The organism is Streptosporangium sp. NPDC051023 (assembly GCF_040689595.1).
Lineage (GTDB): Bacteria > Actinomycetota > Actinomycetes > Streptosporangiales > Streptosporangiaceae > Streptosporangium.
In genome coordinates this window covers 40,834-58,474 of record NZ_JBFBCE010000060.1, presented here as the reverse complement: position 1 = coordinate 58,474, position 17,641 = coordinate 40,834, and the positions used below count along the sequence as shown (strand labels likewise).

Below are 17,641 nucleotides of genomic sequence, written 5' to 3'. Positions count from 1 at the left end.
GTCGAATGGGGCGAGCGCGACGACAGGCCGCCGACGAAGCCGCGCGGGCGCCCCCTTTGATTCGCACAAACGGCCCTTTGGCGCGACCCGGACCACGTCCCCGGTCTGCGGGGCGTGCACCATCAGGCCCCTGCCGATGTAGATCCCCACGTGCTGGATGTCGGCGGGCCCGCGGACGTGACGGCCGAAGAACAGCAGGTCGCCCCGTTGCAGCTGGTCGAGCGGCACATGCTCCCCCGAGGTCCACTGGGTGCCCGTCCAGTGGTCCATCTTGACCCCGACCCGCGCCCACGCCTGCATGGTCAGCCCGGAGCAGTCGTAGCCGACGGGTCCCGCGCTCGCCCACACGTAGGGCTTGTCGATCTGGGTCAGCGCCCAGTCCGCGACGATGTCGCCCCTGGCCGGCTCGGCGGACCCGTCGTCCGCCCAGGTCGGCGTCTGTCCGGTGCGGGCCATGACGTTCCGCGCCCTGAAACGCGCCATCGCGGCGGCCCGGTACCTGCCGTACCCGGCACGGCCCCTGGCGACCCTGGTCCTCTCTCTGGTCCTCTCCCTGACCGTCGCCCGCTCGGCGGCCGGCGGTTTACTTCGTTCGACGGCCTTGGACCGCGCCTCGGCGACCTCGTGGACCGCGGGACCGTTATGAAGCCGGGCCTGGGCGGGGGCGCCCATGCCCACGAGCACGCAGCAGGTCAACCCCGAAACCAGGGCGACGGCACGACCGTGTTTTCTGCCCATGGAGTGCATATCTCACCTCTCCCATAAGCGCATACCGAATCAGCGCGTATCACTATGTGTCACTGCATGACGACCCGCGTGACTCAAGATTCCCTCTAGTCACTCTTCGCACACATGTAACACACATAATGTGATCAGTGCTGTTCAGTGGGATTTCAGAGCACGGGGCACCACATCGGAGCGACAGAGGTGAGATAAGGGGATATAAGGGAGAGCGTGTTCCCCGATCGGGCGCATTCGGACCTTCAACCGGAGGACACCCGAGCACGTCAGACGGCAGGCACGTGGTGGCTGCCTGGATCGCCGACCTCCTCCGGTCAGCCGTTTTCCATCGGCCGACAGACCATGTCAAACCACCCAATGTCCCGGACACCGGAAAACACGAAAAAGCATGCCGTACGGCATGCAAACGAAAACCCCGACGAACGGCCGTTCACCGGCCCCGGGGCCCGCAAGGCCCGCCGTACAGGTCCGGGGGAAGGCCGTACAGGTCCGCGGCAAGAAGAAGTCCGCACGACGAAACCCGCCGCGCCGAAAAGCCTACGGAGCCCGACGAATCCACGGCCCCACAGGAAACATGAGAAACACCGAAAAGGCGGATACACCACATCGGCCAGGGGCGTCCCCGCCCCCGGCCTCGCCCCTGACGAACGCCCGTCCCCGGCGAACATCGCCGCCGGGACGGGCGCTCACGGCCGAGCGTCCGCCGCGCTCGCCCCCTGCCGACCCCTGTCCTTGGCGAACGCGGCCGTCGTCGGCTTGACCGTGTGCATTGGGACGCTTCCGCCCAGGGCGAGCTGCTCGTAGGGGCGGCTGCTGGATCCCCAGGTGCGCGCGGCGAGCTCGGCCTTGGCAATCTTGCTCGTGTCCGCGACGCTCTCGATGTGCATGACGAAGCGGCGCGTGCTGTCCGGGCCGACGTCGTCGACGAACGTGCTCCCGCCGCCGAGCAGTTTGCCGTCCTTGTCCCGCAGGAGCGCGGTGACCTCCAGGCTGCTGGCGGGCAGCCGGTACGGCGTGCCGACATATCCGACGACCAGGTAACCGTCGTCCCTGCGTACGGTCATCACGTCGGAGATGGGGAACGGCTGGAAGGCCGAGACGATCCGGCCCGCGAGCCGCCACTCGGCGGGACGGTAGGCGATGCTCACCTGGGACGGTTTCTCCGAGGCGACCACCTCGCCGCTGAACGGCAGCGACCCCGCGGGCGGCACGGCGTCCAGCGGCTGTTCCAGCCGGACGACCTCCTTGCCCGACGCGTCCTTGGCGATCACCGTGGCCACCACGTGTTCGCCGAAGTGCCACGGGTTGCTGTTGGTGAGCACCCCGGCCCAGTTCACCACATATCCCCCGTCCTTCTTGACGATGGACGAGACCTGCTCCTTGACCGCGAGCGGCCTGAGCTGGGCCGTCTGCTGCTCGGACGAGCTGGAGCATCCGGCCAGGAACAGCAGGGCGAGAGCGCCGACGATTCGGGTACTGTGCGTCACATAGTCGTCATAACCCGTGAACCTTCCGGTCTCCACCGGACACACACGACTCGGGCGAATTCTTTAACAGGGATTGTTTATGACGGATTCTCCGCACCGGTCTCCTCGCCGCCGCCTTCCCGGCACCGCCTTCCCCACCCGGCTCCCGCCCTGCCCCTTCAGCGCGGGCGGACCACCCTGGTCTCGTCCCAGATGGGTTGCGGCGATTCGTACACCTTGCCATCGGAGCCGAAGACCAGGTAGCGGTCGAAGTCGTCGGCGAACCAGCGGTCGTGGGTGACCGCGACCACGGTCCCGTCGAAGGCGTTCAGCCCCTCCTGGAGCGCCTCGGCGCTGGCCAGGTCGAGGTTGTCCGTCGGCTCGTCCAGCAGGAGCAGCGTTGTCCCCGACAGTTCGAGCAGCAGGATCTGCAGACGCGCCTGCTGCCCGCCGGACAGCGTCTCGAACCGCTGCTCGGCGATGCTCCCCGCCAGTTCATACCGCGAGAGCGCCTTCATCGCCTCGTTCTTCAGCCTGGCGTGCTCGGACATGACAATCTCGCAGGGCGTCCTGCCGAGCAGTTCGGGGCGCGCGTGGGTCTGCGCGAAGTGGCCGGGCACGACCCGCGAGCCGAGCCTGGCCACACCGGTGTGCCGGACCCCCTCACCCGCGACCAGGCGCAGGAAGTGTGACTTCCCCGAGCCGTTCGAGCCCAGCACCGCGACCCGCTCGCCGTACCAGATCTCCAGGTCGAAGGGCTTCATGAGCCCGGTCAGCTCCAGCTTCTCGCAGATCACCGCGCGCTTGGCGGTCCGCCCGCCGCGCAGGCGCATGCTGATGAGCTGCTCCCTGGGCGCGGCCTCCGGCGGTCCCGCCTCCTCGAACCTGCGCAGTCGCGTCTGGGCCGAGTGGTAGGCGGCGGCCATGGTGTCCATGTACTTGGCCTTCTGACCGAGCATGACGACCAGCCGCTTGAGCTTGGCGTGCTCCTCGTCCCAGCGTTTCTTCAGCTCGTCGAGGCGCTCGCGGCGGTCCTTGCGCGCCTGGGCGTAGGTCGCGAACCCGCCGCCGTGAATCCACACGTTGCCGGACTCGACGGTGACGATCCGGTCGGCCGCGTTGGCCAGGAGCTGCCGGTCGTGGCTGACCAGCACCACCGTCTTGGCCGTCTCGCGGAGCGCCTGCTCAAGCCAGAGCTTGCCGGGCACGTCGAGGTAGTTGTCCGGCTCGTCCAGCAGCAGCGTCTGGTCGGGTCCCCGCAGCAGCGCCTCGAGCACCAGCCGCTTCTGCTCGCCGCCCGACAGGGTGTTGACCTCGCGGTACTTGCAGTTGTCGTACGGCACGCCGAGGGCCGCCATCGTGCAGGTGTCCCAGAGCACCTCGATGTCGTAGCCGCCCGCGTCGCCGTAGTCGGTGATGGCCTGTGCATAGCGCATCTGGGCCTTCTCGTCCTCGCGCTCCATCATCACCAGCTCGGCGGCGTCGAGCCGCTCCGCCGCCTGTCGTACACGCTCGGGGGCGACGCCGACCAGCAGGTCGTGCACGGTCCGCCCGTCGCGGATGCTGCCGATGAACTGGCGCATGACCCCCAGGCCGCCCGAGCTCGCGACGCTTCCCTCGACCGGTTGCAGGTCCCCCGCGATCAGCCGCATCAGCGTCGTCTTGCCCGCCCCGTTGGGGCCGACGAGCGCCGCCTTGACCCCTTCCCCGACGCGGAACGACACGTCGTCGAGCAGCGGCCGGCCATCCGGCAGGACATATGTCAGATGCCCGACCTCAACGTGCCCCACGACGATTCCCTTCCCTAGGTCCTCGCGCAGGGTACATGCCGTTTTCGCTCATCGACATCCCGTTTTCCCGCGGGCACGGGTGTCCGGACCAGGAGACCGGGAGGCCGAAACGGACCAAGACGGAGAGGCCGCGCGCCGGCTCTCCGGCCGCCGTCCGTTCTCCCGGAGAACCCGGATCGCCCCTTCTCATATCCGAACCGATCGTTAGGGTTTGCTCCATGGGACCCAACGGCTTCAGTTACGACTCCAACCAGCTGCACAGTCTGGCCATCAAGACTCATGAGACGGCCGTCAAGCTCTTCGACGTGCACGACCGCTTCAAAGAGGTCACGGAATCCACGCGGGCCGCGCTCGGCGGAGACGAGTTCGCCCATAAATACTGGCAGTCGAGCGGGAAGCGAATGGGCGCCATCAGCGAGGCCCTGAACCTGCTGAAAAAGGCGGTTGGCGCACAGGAATCCAAGCTCAGGGCCGCCTCCGCCACCTATAAGGCAAGTGACGAGGCCAGCACCGTACGCGAATGACCATAAATGAGAGATATGTCACGGCGTGATCGCCGGAGCGCTCCCGCGCTCACCTTGTGAACGAGCTTGTCAGGCACGAGTGGTCACGAATGCGACCATCTTCGGAAACCGGAAGTTAACGCAGAGACGGCCAAAAGTTAACGCAAGGGCAACTAAACGTCCCACAGAGGCAGACGATAATCCTGATGTGACTGAGACAGGAGCAATTCGTCTCACGGGGGCGTCAAAGTGAGCATGGATGATTCTTGGACGGTGCTCGAAAAGCTCGTCAAGGAGGTGAACCGGCAGACCAGGCAGGTCCAGGACATGCACGAGAAGGCTCGTGACATGTCCGCCTCGGCCACGTCGAAGGACGGCATGGTGACCGTCACCGTGGGGGCGCGCGGGGAGGTACGCAAGATCGACCTTGATCCACGGGTCTACCGGAAGCTGTCCCCGTCGGAGCTGTCCGCCTCGCTCATCGAGCAGATCGGTGCGGCCACCCGGACGGTCTCCGGCGAGCTACAGGAGGCCATGCAGCCGTTCACACCGGCGGACCTTTCTCTCGAAGATCTGTTCGGCGAGGGAGCCGACCTCCCGTCCTTCCTGGCACAGGTCGTGACGCCGCGTCCGACGGAGCGTGAAGAGCGCCCATGACGACGGCACCCACCCCCTCGCCTAAGCGGCGGCACGTACGCTCATGGGGCTGAATCTCGACTTCGTCCCCGATCTGGTCAAAGGCGTGGCACCGTTCCTGGCCGGAGGGGCGATCCCCGACGCCAAGGTCGACCAGGTCATGCATGAGGCGGACGCGCTGGACCAGATCGCCGACATGATCGCCCAGGTCAAGGCCGAGGACATCGACAAACTGTTCGCCTCCCTGAACGGCCCCGGGTGGAACGGCGCGGCCAAGAAGGCCTTTCAGGAGGTGTTGGCGCAGCTTACCGAGGAGCCTCCGGGAGGCGACATCTCGGGTACGTCGCTGCTGAGGCGGCTGGAGGCGGCGATCAGGGCGGAGGCCGCGAACCTCCGTGAGTACGGCGTGCAGATGGAGCACACCCAGTGGATGATCTACGCGTCGCTGGCGCTGCTCGCCCTCGCCATCGCGCGCCTGCTGGTGTGGATCTACGTCAACGGCCCGGCTGTTCTCTCCGCGATCCAGGAGCGAACCCTGCTCACGAAGATGTCGATCGACGAGCTGAAACGCCAGACGCTCACCAACATGAAGAGGTTCGCCGGGATCATGGGCGGCCTGGACCTCGGCGTGCAGACCGCGCAGAAGGAATGGGGGCACCGGGAGCACTACGATGTCAGCTCGCTCCTGCTGTCCGCGGGCAGCGGCGCCCTCACCGGCGCGGTGTTCACCAGAATGGACTTCGGCCTCAGCCGTCTGCTCTCGCAGGAAACGCGGTACGTCGCGTCGAGCGCTGAACTGTCCTTGCGGGACAAGGTGGCCGCGTTCGGGCAGAGCCTGTACGGGCGCGCCCTGATGGGCGGCGTCGCGGGCGCCGCGGGCAGTGTTCCCGGGCTCGCGATGAGCGGCAACCTCGATTCGTCACACCTCTTCTACACCTTCGTCGCCGGAGTCGCGGGAGGCCTGGACGTCCCGGCCGGCGCTCGCACCACCTATCACTCACTGGACGCCGTCGCCGCCCTCGACGGGCCCTCCACCGGACATCAGTCCGGCTCGTCCGGCACACCGCCCCCCAGCGGGGGCGACCTCTTCGTCTCCCCGCACGTCAGCGAGGCGGGGCAGCACTCGAATTCGGCGCCCAGCGGATACGAGAGCGCCTATCAGACATCGCCCACGGCACCGGCCGGGCACAGGCCCGTCATCCAGCCGTCGCACACAACGCCGACCGGGCACGAACCCGTCATTCAGCCGTCGCACACAACGCTGGCCGGCGTCGCGGAACAGTCTCCCGTTCACTCCCTGAACAACGGCCGCCCTGAGCCCGCGAGCCCGATGGCCCCGGTGGCACAGCACGCCCCACCGGCCGAAGCACAGCCCGGTCCGGTGCGCATCGACGCCGGCACGGTGGTTTATCCGGCCAACACGCCCATCCCGGCGCCCCGAGGCCACGACGGCCCAGGAAGTGGTGGCTTCGGGGCGGGGGACGGTGCCGGAGTGAGACCCACCGGCACCGGCAACCGGCCCGCCGATACGGGACAGGTGATCGCGGGCGAGGTCGTGCGGCGCCAGGATTCACCGCTACCCGCCGGTTCCGGTGACACGGCGCACGGCACCACCGTGGTCCCCAGGCAGCCGAACGAGGCGAACCTCGCGGGCGACCGGACCCGAGGAAGCACCACCGCGCCGCAGCAGGCCGAGGCCCCGGGCCGCCCGGCCTCCCCGCAGCAGGCCGGGCCCCCGGCTCACCCGGCCTCCCCGCAGGCCGAGACCCCAGCCCATCCGGCCTCCCCGCAGGTGCGGCCCCTGGCGCCCCATGGCGACCAGGGTCAGACAACGGTCCTCGCCGCACCACGCTCCGGGGATGGGCAGGTGGAGACGGCAGGCGCTCCGACGAGCCCGCTCCCCGGTGCCGGACGCATCGGCAACTCGGCCGCCCCGCGCCCGAGCATCGATGACCTCATCAATCCGGCCAGCCGCCTGAATCCGGTGCCCCCGCTGCTCAGTCTGGAGAGTCCGGGGAGACCACCCGCCCATTCCACACCGGCCGGTGACCTTCCTGTCGCACTGCAGGAGCGCCCCTCCGGCGATCCCATGCCCACCGGGAATTCCGGGAGGCCGGGCGAAGTGGCGACGGTTCCGCCGCTCCACCCGCCCACGATCAATCCGCCCAGATACGTCGAGCTCGGCGCCGTCGGAGAGACGGCGCTGCACCAGGTCCAGATCCCGGCGGACCCCAGGAGCGCGGCGCAGCAGTGGGTGGACGGCATTCCGGGCGATCTCAGCCCCGAGATCCGCACCAAGATCCAGACGTGGCTTACCGAGCAACTGTCCAATGCCGACCGGGAGAAATGGACTGATCTGCTCCAGAGGGGCGCAGCGCTGAGCGTCGGCGACGATGTCGTGTACCTGAAGCCGCGGATGCGGGACTTCTCCGTCACGGAGACCCCAGAAGGCCCGCGCGCCTATCCCGTCTCGTTCGGCGGTGACGGCGTGGAGAGCAGGACGTCGAGAAGCCGCCATGCGGAGCTGAGCTCAGGCGTCGCGAAGATGTGGGAAACCACCGATGAGGTGGAGACCTTGGGACTGCCCATCGTGGGGCTCAGGCATTCGTCACGCACGAGCGACATGAACGGCGTCGACATCATGAGCGGCCGCAAGCCGGTCGCCTTCCTCGACTTCTTCGACGCCGGGCTGTCGCTCGAGATCTACCGAAACGGATCGGAGGTGCCTTACGGCGCCCGCGTTCCCGACCTGTCCGTCGTCGTGCCCTTCCCCACGGACTTCCGCCGCACGGGGCAGCTCACCAGCGGCGACAGCCCGTCGCTTCTCCCCCGGCACGAGGTCCCGTCCGAGGCGGCCCGGAGAGTACCGGACCACAGCGTTCTCCTCACCGCGGTGGACACCAGGCCGTTGGCGTTGGAGGTGCAGCGCCGCCTGGTGGAGGCGGGCGTGCCGTCGCACCAGATCGTCAAGATCGTCGACCATCTCATGTCCACAGTGTGGAGCGAGCAGGCGATGAAGAACCGCAGCCAGTGGCTGCTGACGAGCGGAGTCACCTCCGAGGCGGTGCGGTACCAGACCTCCCGGTGGCGCTCCACCGAAGACGCCTTCCATGTCACCTCCACCGTCCTGCGCATGGAGCCCGTGACGGGGAGCAGGCCGGGGAGCAGGGAGATGCCGATCGAGACGCGCATCCGCGAAGACCTGGGACGGCGTGCGGTCACGGGCTCGACGAGCCAGGAAGGCAACGCGCTGAGCGGTTCGGTCGGCCTGAAGTTCGACGTGGGCGAAGCCGACAAGCTCGTCGTGAGGGCCGGTGTCAGCGGCAGGCTCGGAAAGCAGCACTCCATAGGGACATCCGACACAGACGTGGTGAAGACAAACTTCATCGAGAAGACCGACGTCGTCCTCTATGACGCGACGGTACGGCTCCATGTCTCCTCGGAGAAAATGGGCCCCTTCGACGTCGATGTGCGCATGGAGATGGCGCTGCCGGTGCGCGAGGCGGACCGGTTCGAGCTGGACATCTTCGGCAGGGAGCTGACCCCCGTACAAGAAGAGTTCGCCGCTCTACGGGACCAGATCGCCGCATTGAAGAAATACACCGAAGAGACGCGGGCCGAACTGGGCATCCCGCACATCGAATCCGTTCAGCCGCACGGCGAGGGCCAGGGCACGGTGTACGAGCCCCATCCGCAGGAGCCGTTGATGCTGGCCGCCGGACGTGGGCCCGGACTGGGCACACCGGCCCATCTGATAGGAAGCGAACGCCTCGTCACGGGAATCCGTGACGCTCTCACCGAGGCCGTGCCCAACCTCCCACCGGCTGCGCTACGGCAGGTCCTCCAGGATCTCGGCGCCTATTTCGGCCGTCCCGCTCTGGAATCCGATCTCACCCACCTGCTGAACGGGATCGACTACCGGACAACGGTCGGCGGCCATCACATCGAGGTTTCCGCCCGTGGCACCCTCGGCGCGCTGCACGAGGTCGCGGAGTATCCCCTGACGGTGAATGATCGCAGGACCGTGGGGGCCGCGCTGAACACCGGATGGACGACCGCCAGGGCGGCCGGTTTCGAGCTTGCCGGAAACGTGCGCTTCAAAGTGGACGTGCAAGAAGTGTTCGGGATCAAGCTTCCCAAGCTGGGTATCGACTTTCCCAAGATGCTGGCCAGAGGGACGGTGGGATCCACCAACAAGACGGCTTTCTCCTCCGGTCACAGCGTCTACCGCAGGACCGAGACCGAAGGTACGGTCACCGTGTTCAAACGGGCGGTTCCCATCGAGGTGGAACTGCACGTCACCAGGAGGGGCAAGGAGATCGCGGACGTCTCCTGGCGGGTGGACGGCAGCGTGGCGGAGATCGTGGTGCCCGGCCAGCATGTCCCGCACCAGCCGGTGAGCGCGCAGGACGCGGCGGGTGTGGGCCACCTCGAACCGCTGGAGCGCCGTCCCGACGACATGCTCGACCTCGGCGAGCATCCCGCCGGTGTGGTCCGCATCGGCGCCATGCCCGACCTGGCCCTGGCGGTGGCCAAGGCACACGCCGAGTGGACCGGACTGCCGTCGCCGGAGGGGCGTCGAAACGTTCCCGCCGAGATCCTGGATCTCACCCGGCCCTCCTTCATCGAGGCGAACATCGGGTTGCTCACCTCGCCGGACGGCATGACGATCGAGCTCCCCGCACACGGGGGCTGGAACCAGGCGCTGCGGATGAAGGTCGGCATCGCCGGGCTGGAACACACCACGTCGGGCCCGGGAGTGGAGTACGAGCACTACACGAACGCGAACTCCAGGGTCATCACCGGCAAGGGCAGCACCAAGGGCCTGGAGGGGCAGGCGATGATCGGAGCACGCACCACCCTGGGCGACTCTGCGGTGGGCGGGAGCGAGCACAAGCTCATGGCGATGACCGCGGCGACCGCCTCGACCGGGCGGGCCTCGAACGAGAGCACCTATTCCGGCGCCATCGACGTCGCCCGCGCCACCTACGGCGGCGAGTCACACTGGTACCGCGGTGACCTGGTCGTGGAGGTGACCCCGATCCGATGGAGGGGGGAGTCGGTCGAGCAGGGCCACACCACCGGCCTCAGGGTGAACCAGATCATGGACTTCATGACGCCGGATCAGGTGGCACGGCACCTCGGGCTTGAGGGGCCCGCCCCCGCCGAGGTCGTCGTTCCCGAACCCCGTGCCTACGTCTCCCCCGAGCTGACGATGAGCTCGGCGTACGTCGAGCATCTCGCCTCGGGAAACGTGCTCCCCGAGCTTGTCAAGATCTTCCATGAACAGGGGTACCTGTTCAAGGGTGAGGAGCTCACGACAAGCCCGATCATGGAGGCCCTGCGTTCCCAGTACAACGAACAGGCGCTGTCGGCGAACCTGTTGTCGCTCCGTACCGGCGTGACGGCCTGGCTCCCCGTCGAACGTGGCCGTGGTTTCACCGAGTACGTAGGGGTCCGGGTCAAGGCGGTGGTGCTGGACGGAGCACACACCGCGGTCCGTCCCGACGTCAGGCTCATGCTCCGCAGTGAGCTCGCCAGCGGCGACGGAACCATGCACGAGGCCGGTTCCAGCCGTGGGGCCAGAGCGGTCGGGCGCTACAGCAGGTATGCCGGAGACGTCATCACCGGAGCGGAGGCGTCGGCCAGGAACATCTCCGAGTCCGGAACCTCACATCTCCAGGGCAGCAATGTGAAGGAGATCAACCGGGTACAGACCTACGACTCCTCGCACGAGTTCACGCACCCCGTCCGGTACGAGATCGAAGTGGTGAGCAGCAAGGAGCCGCCACCCGGCCTGGAGCATCTGGCCCGCGGGGTCCGCGGCACCCTGCACAAATGGACGGAGCTGACCGGTAACGATGCGGCAGAGAGGTTCTGGGACAGGCGTCGTTCGATCTCGGCACCCTCTCGGGTGGCACACGGCGAGGTCCGCCTGATCGTGCCCGAGCACCTCACCGTGCCGGTCGCCGAGGGCACACCGGTTACGGCGCAGACGGTCGTCACAGGAGAGGCTCCACGCTGGTCGAATCCCGTCAAGCCCCTCGCCGTGAACGCGACGCTGGGCGAAGTCGCCAATCAGGTAACCATTCCGGCGGCCCTCCTGATCGAGCAGTGGGCCCCGGTCGCCGCCCTGCCGCCGAAACTTCAGGGGTCGGTGCCTCTGCTGTCCGACCGCCCCCTCGGATATGAGCTCAGCCAGCCGCTCGGCATGCTTCTCGACGAGGCAGGCAACCCGAGAACGGCGCGCGCCAACCTGAAGGCACTGCTCGCGCACGAGTACGAGATCCCCGGTCTCGGAAAGGCCGGAATCCAGGTTCTACGGGCCGAACCGGTCGCCGAGGCATCGGTCAAACAACGCGTGTACAGCCAGACGACGACGGGAACCGGCCATGCCCACAGCGACAACAGGGAACGAGACACCCATGTGGGCGCCTCCCTCGGCCTGACCGAAGAAAACGCCGTAGGCATCCTCGGTGCCGGCAGGGGACAGGGATCCGGCGTGGAAACAGGGTCGCGGAACAACAACATCCGCGAACGCAACCTGGAGATAAGCACCGAGACCACGTACTACCGTTGCGCCACCAGCCTCGTCTTCCACGGCGCGGAAAGGGACCTGATAATCGACGTCCCCGACGGACTGTACATACGGCTCTCGGCCGCCGACATCGAGCGGATCGAAAAGGAGCACCCCGGGTTCATCTTCCGGCGCTGAGCGCGTCTCATGGGTGGCCTTCGGCCACAGCTGCTGGTCAGCGTTGTGTGTGAAGGTGGTTTCAATCCCCGTTATGAACGTGCAGTCGCTGGCTGGGCAGGTGCCAGCCGTGTGTGAGGAGGTCGAAGACCTCTTCGACGGCCGTTCGGGGATCTCGTAGGCCTCGGGTGAGTACCGGTATGTCCAGCACGAACCGGGCGAGTGCGCGGCAGGCGATGTTGTCGTGGCTGACGCCGGCGTCATCGGCGATAGCCGCGCTGAGGGCAGCGGTGTGCCGGGTCCACATACGTTCGGCGTACTCCTGCAGCGCCGGCGTGGAGTCCACGAGATCGGTGAATTCGGTCCGTAGCGGGTGGGTCGCGACCCGGAGCCGGGACGCGAGGACGTGTTCGCGGAGTGCACCGACGATGCCTTGACCGGCGGGGCGCTGGCGTACCGCGGCGATCAACTCCGCCTCTCGGTCTTCTTCCTGGTCGAAGACCAGTGCCTCCTTGCCCGGGAAGTGCTTGAACAGCGTTGTGGTCGATACGTCGGCCGCTTCGGCGATGTCTCTGATGCTCACCCGGTCGTAGCCGCGCTCCAGGAACAGTTCCAGGGCGGCGTCGGCGATCGCTTGACGGGTTGCCGCCTTCTTGCGTTCACGGCGACCGACGACAGGTGGGGTGTCCATGCACGCACCCTATCAAAAGTGGCTACAGACAATTAGTGGACCAATTGCACTTTTTTACTCGTTCTGCTTTTATGTGGTGGCGGGGCCGCCGCCCGCTCTCGGGATCTCGGGGACGACGTGCACGAGCAGCTGCGGTAAGCGACCGGGCGGGGCGAACAGCCCATCGCGGTTCCTCGCCAGGGATCGGCAGGCGAACACAGCTTGCGGCCCCCGTGTGCTACAGGCAGTCGCGTCTGCGATCCCCGGCGCGGCTCGCACACCGTCATGAACGAAAGGGACCAGTCATGAACTCACCAGTACCGGCCGCCGCGAGGATCAGCATCATCGGAGCAGGTCCCGGCGGCCTCACCTGTGCCCGCATCCTGCAAAAACACGGCATCCCCGTAACGGTCTACGACCGCGACCCCCACCCGAAGGCGCGCAACCAGGGCGGCACCCTCGACCTGCACGCCGACGACGGCCAGCTCGCCCTGCGCGAGGCCGGCCTGATCGACGAGTTCTTCAAACTGGCACGCCCGGAGGGACAGGAGATGCGCCTATTGGATCCGACGGGGCGCATCCTGGGCCACCACGTCCCGGCCGAAGACGAGCTCTTCAAACCGGAGATCGACCGAGGCCAGTTGCGCGATCTGCTGCTCGACTCGCTGGAGCCGGGAACCGTACGGTGGAACCACTCCGTCGAGAAGATAAGCGGCCCGGCCGACGGCCCGCGGCGGGTGCACTTCCTCGACGGCACGACCGTCGAGACAGACCTGGTCATCGGAGCCGACGGCGCGTTCTCCCGAGTCCGCCCCGCGCTGTCGTCGGCCGCGCCGCAGTACACCGGGGTCAGCTTCCTGGAGGCCTGGTTCCAGGACGTCGAGAACGCGCACCCCGACCTCGCCGCGCTCGTCGGCCAGGGGAGCGCCACCGCAGCCGACGGCGACCGCGCTCTGTTCGCCCAGCGCAACAGCGGCGACCACATCCGGGTCTACATCATCCAGCGCCTGCCCGCCGACTGGATCACCGCGAGCGGCCTGAACACCGGCGACACCACCGGGATCCGCACCCGGCTGCTCGACGCCTTCTCCGGCTGGTCGCCGCCCATGCTCCAGATGATCAACAACAACGACGGACCGTACGTCGATCGTCCGTTGTTCGCCCTGCCGGTCCCGCACACCTGGGACCCCGTACCGACCATGACGCTGCTTGGCGACGCCGCCCACCTCATGCCCCCGCTCGGCGTCGGCGCCAACCTGGCCATGCTCGACGCCTGCGAACTCGCCCTCGCGCTGGCCGGCTCCACCACGGTTGCCGAAGCCGTCGGCACCTACGAAAAGACCATGCTCCCCCGGGCGACGGCCACGGCCCGGATCCTCGAAAACGGCGCCGAGGCCCTGCTCGAGCGACACGACAGCGGCGAAGCCGCTGGTATGCCTCCAGCCACACCAGCAACGCCAGGAAATGCCGGTCATCCCGTGTCTTGACGCACGCCCACTCCACCTCACCGACCGACGGGGTGAACACCTCCGCCAGTTCCCGCACCGGTACCGCCCGCGTGAACCTCGGGTATGCCGTCCGCTCGATTGACGCCGCCCGAACCCCCCAGAAACCACCACTAAGCAGCCGGAACGCCAAGATCTAACGATCGGCGATCAAGCCCACGGCCCGTTTTTGCCGTATTTCGGTGGCACCCCTCAACCGCCCGGGGAGACGGCCGGGACGCGGCCCTCCACGAGCGGAACGGGGCGGTTCTCAGAGGTCCTCGTCTCTGATGACGTCGAGGTCGACGAACCGGGGCGGCCCGTCACACAGGTCCCGCATGCGCCTGGCCAGTGCGTCGGTCTCCGGCATGCTGCTGTTGCGCATCGCCTCCTCATACGACGGGAACTCCACGATGGCGACGTAGTGGTTGGGTCGCGTGTGGTCGCGGGTGAGGGTGGTGTGCGTGACCGTGCGTTCGTTCTCCGTCGAGTCACGCCAGTCATCCATCACTCGCTGGATGTCCTGCTCGTGGGTGGTGTCGAACTCGATGACCTGTACGAAGCTCATGGAATTCTCCCCTCCTCGTACTCGCTACCCCACGACTCCACCCCCGTCCACCGGCATGGGCAAGCACGGTTGGGTCAAAACGCATCCGTCTTTCCATGACCCTTGATCCGCCCCTTCCCCACCTCGACGGTGCCCGGGGGGCAGGGCGGCTCAGCCCTTGCTCCGCCGCCGCCCCAGCGCCTCGACGAAGGCGGTGAGCAGGCGGGCGAACTCCCACTGGTCGCGCTCGGGCCAGTCGCGCACCGCCGTACCGAAGACCTCCCACCTGAAGGCGTGGACCCGCTCCGCGTGCTCAACGCCAAGGCCGGTGAGCTCCAGGGTGCTCCGCCTGCCGTCGACAGGATCGGCGACCCGCCTGACCAGGCCCGCCTCAACGTCCCTCGCCACCAGGCGGCTAGCGCGAGGCTGGTCGACACCCAGGCGGTCGGCGACGGAGCCGACCGTCGGCGCTCCCGGATCGCCTGGACGTGCGTCCCGGCTGAGGCGCCCCGGCACGTGAGGCCTGCGGCCGATGTCCCCGTCACGAACGGTCTCAGTCGTAGACCTCACGCGCCATGGCCGCGGCGGAGACCCCCATCGGCCGCCTCGCTCACGATGGTGAGATCGGGCTCGGAATCGATGATGATCCACAGGCCCGCGCGGATCAGGTCCTCGTCATCGGCGATCACCACACGCAGCGTCATGGCCACGACCATAGGAGCTCTGCCGCACCTGAAAGTCGTTCCTGATTTCGTCTCCTCATTTTCAGAAGGGGGACGGTGAATGCGGCATGCGCAGCGGGAATCGATCGGTGAATATCGGAGAAAGCCCCAGATTCACGACTCTCCCATCAGTAACATTTTGGACGCAAGAAGGCTACCTCAATTTGTCGGCATTTTTGCCGACCGAAAAGGATAATTCATGCACACAGCCATCCAATTTGAGGGCGTAATCGCACTATCATTAAAAACGCCCGAATTGTCGACTATCCTCACGTTTACGGCCTTGCTGGTAGTGGCTGGCCTGGTCGGCTACCGCGTCGCCACCAGGAGAAGGAGGAGGGTGAAGTGAGGCGCCGTAAGCAGCACGATGGCTTACGGGTAGCGACAGCCGGCATGTTCGTGCTTGTCGCCGCCGTCGCATGGATTTTCATCTTTCGCACGTTCCTCGGCGACCCCGCGAATTGGGAGTCGATGGGGGGTCTATCTACTCACCACAGGCGTTTTCCTGGCCGTGCTCGGCTCGACGGTTTACCCTCGCCGATTCACTCACCTCCCACCGGCCAAGGGATGGATAGTGGCAATCATCCCCGCTTACAACGAGACGACCGAGGCGCTGAACTCCACCATCGTGGGCCTGCTTAACTCCTCCCGTCCGCCGGATGAGATCCATGTCGTGGACGACGGCTCCAGCACCCCGGCTCCCAGACGGCCACCGTCGTAGGGGCGATGAGGACGGCCCTCCATCCATCTGCATCTAAGGCTCGCAGAGAAATAACTTGCTTGTTCCCAGCATGATGACCTCGGTGGAAGCCATGTGAGCACGCAAGTTATTGATCGACAGGTCTTTAGTAACCGGTGGTGAAGCGCTCGCGGATGAAGGAGCCGTTCTCCAGGACATCGATCAGGGCTGCCGCGTAGTCCGGGACGCTGATGCGGGTGGCGATGCCGTCGATCGGCGTGTCGCCGCCCCTCACCTGGTAGACGCCGGTGCGCTCACCGTCGACCAGGTACGCCGGAGGCGGGCTGGCGTAGGACCACTCGAGCGCGTCGCCCTCCGCCCTGAGCAGGTCGAGAGCCCTCGCCTGGGCCTGGGCGTCGGCGAGATACTCCTTGGGGAAGTCGGGGCCGTCGACGAAACGCTGCCCGGGGGCGTACTCCAGGCTGCCGCCGCCGCCCACGACCAGCACCCGCGTCACCTTGATCCCGGGGAGCACGTCGATCAGGTTCCGTACGGCGCCCGGCACGTCGCCCTTCACCGACACGATCACCGCGTCGTATCCGGGGAGCGTCCTCGCGATCGACTCGGGGTCGAGCACGTCGACGGCGACCCCGCTCTCCAGCGAGGAGGCGTTCCTGGCGAGGCCGGTGACCTCGTGACCGCGCTCGCGGGCCTCGCGGGCGATGGTCGAGCCGATGTGGCCGGTCGCGCCGATAACTGCGATCTTCATTTGCTGTCCTTTCCGACACGCTCGAGGAAGTCGGCGATCAGGGGGGCGATTTCCGGAAGTTTCTCTTCGAGTGCGAAATGCCCGGTATCGACTAGATGCAACTCCGCCTCGGGAACATCCCCGAGGAAGGCCCTGGCCCCCTCCTCCAGGAAGAAGGGGTCGTTGCGTCCCCAGACGATCAGGGTCGGCGGGCGGTGCTCGCGAAGCCACGCCTGCCACTCGGGGTAGCGCGCGACGTTGCTCTTGTAGTCGAACGCCAGGGCGATCTGACTCTCCTTGCGACCGGGCAGGTCGAGGAAGTGCTGGTCGAGAGTCCAGCCGTCGGGGGCGACCGTCTCGGGGTCGGACGCGCCGCCCTCGTACTGCCCTCTGGTCGCCTCCAGAGTCAGCAGGCCGAGCACCTGCTCCTCCTCGCCGGGCCCGAGGGCGATGAACCCCCGTGCCATATCGCTCAGCCCCTCCTCGTAGGCGTTGCCGTTCTGCACCACCAGGCCCGTGACCAGCTCGGGACGCCGTACGGCCAGCCGGAACCCGACGGGCGCCCCGAAGTCGAACGTGTAGAGCGCGAACCGCTCCAGCCCGAGCTTGTCCACGAACCCTTCGACCACGTCGGCGAGACCGTCGAAGGAGTACTCGAACCCGGCCGGAGCCTCCGTGTGCCCGAACCCGGGATAGTCGGGAGCGATGAGGTGGTACCGATCACCAAGGGCATCGATCAGGCGTCTGAACTGGTGCGATGCCGAGGGGAAGCCGTGCAGCAGGAGCAACGTGGGCGCGTCGGCGGGCCCGGCCTCCCGGTAGAAGACCCGCACTCCGTCCACGTCCACGAACCGGTGGGCAACGTTCGGCACGTTCATCACATGCTTCTTTCGCTCGAAGATGCATTAGTTATAGCGCGCGATCTGCTAATGCGTCAACGCGACGAAGTACCATTAGAAGC

Annotated in this window: 14 protein-coding genes; 5 read left to right on the top strand and 9 right to left on the bottom strand. The window is 67.0% G+C overall.

Going from position 1 to position 17,641, the window contains the following annotated elements; genetic code table 11:
• The 3 genes from AB0395_RS31980 to AB0395_RS31970 all read right to left on the bottom strand — a co-directional run.
• Positions 1 to 738 (bottom strand): C40 family peptidase (locus AB0395_RS31980; RefSeq protein ID WP_366287528.1); only part of this gene is annotated, 738 nt, incomplete at its 3' end.
• Positions 739 to 1,427: 689 nt separating this feature from the next.
• Entirely contained in the window at positions 1,428 to 2,228 is an 801-nt protein-coding gene (locus AB0395_RS31975; protein WP_366287526.1) for a hypothetical protein, read from the bottom strand.
• A 158-nt stretch (positions 2,229 to 2,386) separates the two neighbouring features.
• On the bottom strand, positions 2,387 to 3,997 hold the full coding sequence (locus tag AB0395_RS31970; protein ID WP_366287524.1) for an ATP-binding cassette domain-containing protein: 1,611 nt from the start codon (positions 3,995 to 3,997) through the stop codon (positions 2,387 to 2,389).
• 218 nt (positions 3,998 to 4,215) lie between these two features.
• Between AB0395_RS31970 and AB0395_RS31965 the strand changes: the two genes are divergently transcribed.
• From AB0395_RS31965 to AB0395_RS31955, 3 genes are all read left to right on the top strand, one after another.
• Positions 4,216 to 4,521: a hypothetical protein gene (locus AB0395_RS31965; protein WP_366287522.1), complete on the top strand. Its 306-nt coding sequence runs from the start codon at positions 4,216 to 4,218 to the stop codon at positions 4,519 to 4,521.
• A gap of 234 nt (positions 4,522 to 4,755) precedes the next feature.
• Positions 4,756 to 5,157, top strand: coding sequence for a YbaB/EbfC family nucleoid-associated protein (locus AB0395_RS31960; protein WP_366287521.1), 402 nt, complete (start codon positions 4,756 to 4,758; stop codon positions 5,155 to 5,157).
• A gap of 43 nt (positions 5,158 to 5,200) precedes the next feature.
• Complete coding sequence (locus AB0395_RS31955) at positions 5,201 to 11,851, top strand: hypothetical protein (RefSeq protein WP_366287519.1); 6,651 nt, start codon at positions 5,201 to 5,203, stop codon at positions 11,849 to 11,851.
• Between the two features lie 61 nt (positions 11,852 to 11,912).
• On the opposite strand, the gene AB0395_RS31950 is transcribed toward AB0395_RS31955, so the two are convergent.
• Positions 11,913 to 12,521 carry a helix-turn-helix domain-containing protein gene (locus AB0395_RS31950; RefSeq protein ID WP_366287517.1) on the bottom strand — a complete coding sequence of 203 codons (609 nt, stop codon included), beginning with the start codon at positions 12,519 to 12,521 and terminating at the stop codon, positions 11,913 to 11,915.
• Positions 12,522 to 12,805: 284 nt separating this feature from the next.
• On the opposite strand from AB0395_RS31950, the gene AB0395_RS31945 reads away from it, so the two are divergent.
• Positions 12,806 to 13,987 carry an NAD(P)/FAD-dependent oxidoreductase gene (locus AB0395_RS31945; protein WP_366287515.1) on the top strand — a complete coding sequence of 394 codons (1,182 nt, stop codon included), beginning with the start codon at positions 12,806 to 12,808 and terminating at the stop codon, positions 13,985 to 13,987.
• Between the two features lie 268 nt (positions 13,988 to 14,255).
• On the opposite strand, the gene AB0395_RS31940 is transcribed toward AB0395_RS31945, so the two are convergent.
• The 3 genes from AB0395_RS31940 to AB0395_RS31930 form a co-directional block, all read right to left on the bottom strand.
• Positions 14,256 to 14,552, bottom strand: a complete 297-nt coding sequence (locus AB0395_RS31940) for a hypothetical protein (protein WP_366287513.1) — start codon at positions 14,550 to 14,552, stop codon at positions 14,256 to 14,258.
• A 150-nt stretch (positions 14,553 to 14,702) separates the two neighbouring features.
• Positions 14,703 to 15,101 carry a MarR family winged helix-turn-helix transcriptional regulator gene (locus AB0395_RS31935; protein WP_366287511.1) on the bottom strand — a complete coding sequence of 133 codons (399 nt, stop codon included), beginning with the start codon at positions 15,099 to 15,101 and terminating at the stop codon, positions 14,703 to 14,705.
• Positions 15,098 to 15,235, bottom strand: a complete 138-nt coding sequence (locus AB0395_RS31930) for a hypothetical protein (RefSeq protein ID WP_366287509.1) — start codon at positions 15,233 to 15,235, stop codon at positions 15,098 to 15,100. The genes AB0395_RS31935 and AB0395_RS31930 overlap by 4 nt, the downstream gene beginning before the upstream one ends.
• Before the next feature lie 592 nt (positions 15,236 to 15,827).
• Here AB0395_RS31930 and AB0395_RS31925 point away from each other — a divergent pair.
• Positions 15,828 to 15,974, top strand: a complete 147-nt coding sequence (locus tag AB0395_RS31925) for a glycosyltransferase family A protein (RefSeq protein ID WP_366287507.1) — start codon at positions 15,828 to 15,830, stop codon at positions 15,972 to 15,974.
• Between the two features lie 124 nt (positions 15,975 to 16,098).
• Here the strand turns inward: AB0395_RS31925 and AB0395_RS31920 are convergent, their stop codons facing one another.
• Together AB0395_RS31920 and AB0395_RS31915 are read right to left on the bottom strand one after the other, a co-directional pair.
• The gene (locus AB0395_RS31920; RefSeq protein WP_366287505.1) at positions 16,099 to 16,701 is read right to left on the bottom strand and encodes an NAD(P)H-binding protein; all 603 of its coding nucleotides are present in this window, start codon (positions 16,699 to 16,701) and stop codon (positions 16,099 to 16,101) included.
• A complete protein-coding gene (locus AB0395_RS31915; protein WP_366287503.1) occupies positions 16,698 to 17,558 on the bottom strand; it encodes an alpha/beta hydrolase in 861 nt (286 codons plus the stop codon). Before AB0395_RS31915 ends, AB0395_RS31920 begins: the two co-directional genes overlap by 4 nt.
• Between the last annotated feature and the right edge of the window lie 83 nt (positions 17,559 to 17,641).